Annotated in this window: 1 protein-coding gene; it reads left to right on the top strand. The window is 71.0% G+C overall.

Annotated elements, in window-relative coordinates; genetic code table 11:
* Positions 1–130: 130 nt before the first annotated feature.
* A partial coding sequence (locus G3I71_RS47530; protein ID WP_164325167.1) for a DUF2200 domain-containing protein occupies positions 131–449 on the top strand: 319 nt, incomplete at its 3' end.

Consider the following 449-nt stretch of genomic DNA (forward strand, 5'->3'; position numbering starts at 1 on the left):
CGCCCGGACGGCACCCAGGAACGCCCCTTCGGCACGAGAGATCATCGCGGGACAGCGTAGGTGGGCGGCGGGGGTGCTCGGGACACGACGCCACCGTCCGTACGATCGTGCACGACGAGGGAGGACCACCATGGCCGGTCACCGCATCTTCGGCACGAGCGTCGCGAGCGTCTACCCGCTGTACGTCGCCAAGGTCGAGCGCAAGGGCCGCGACGCGGCCGACGTCGACCGCGTCATCACGTGGCTCACCGGCTACGACGCCGACGGCCTGGCCCGGGCCCTCGCCGACGAGGTCACGTTCGAGGAGTTCTTCGCGGCCGCGCCGCGCATGAACCCCGACGCGTCGCTCATCACCGGGCTGATCTGCGGGATCCGCGTCGAGGACGTCGAGGACCCGCTCATGCAGCGGATCCGGTACCTCGACAAGCTCGTCGACGAGGTCGCGCGCG

The sequence above is a fragment of the Streptomyces sp. SID12501 genome (assembly GCF_010550245.1).
GTDB lineage: Bacteria > Actinomycetota > Actinomycetes > Streptomycetales > Streptomycetaceae > Streptomyces.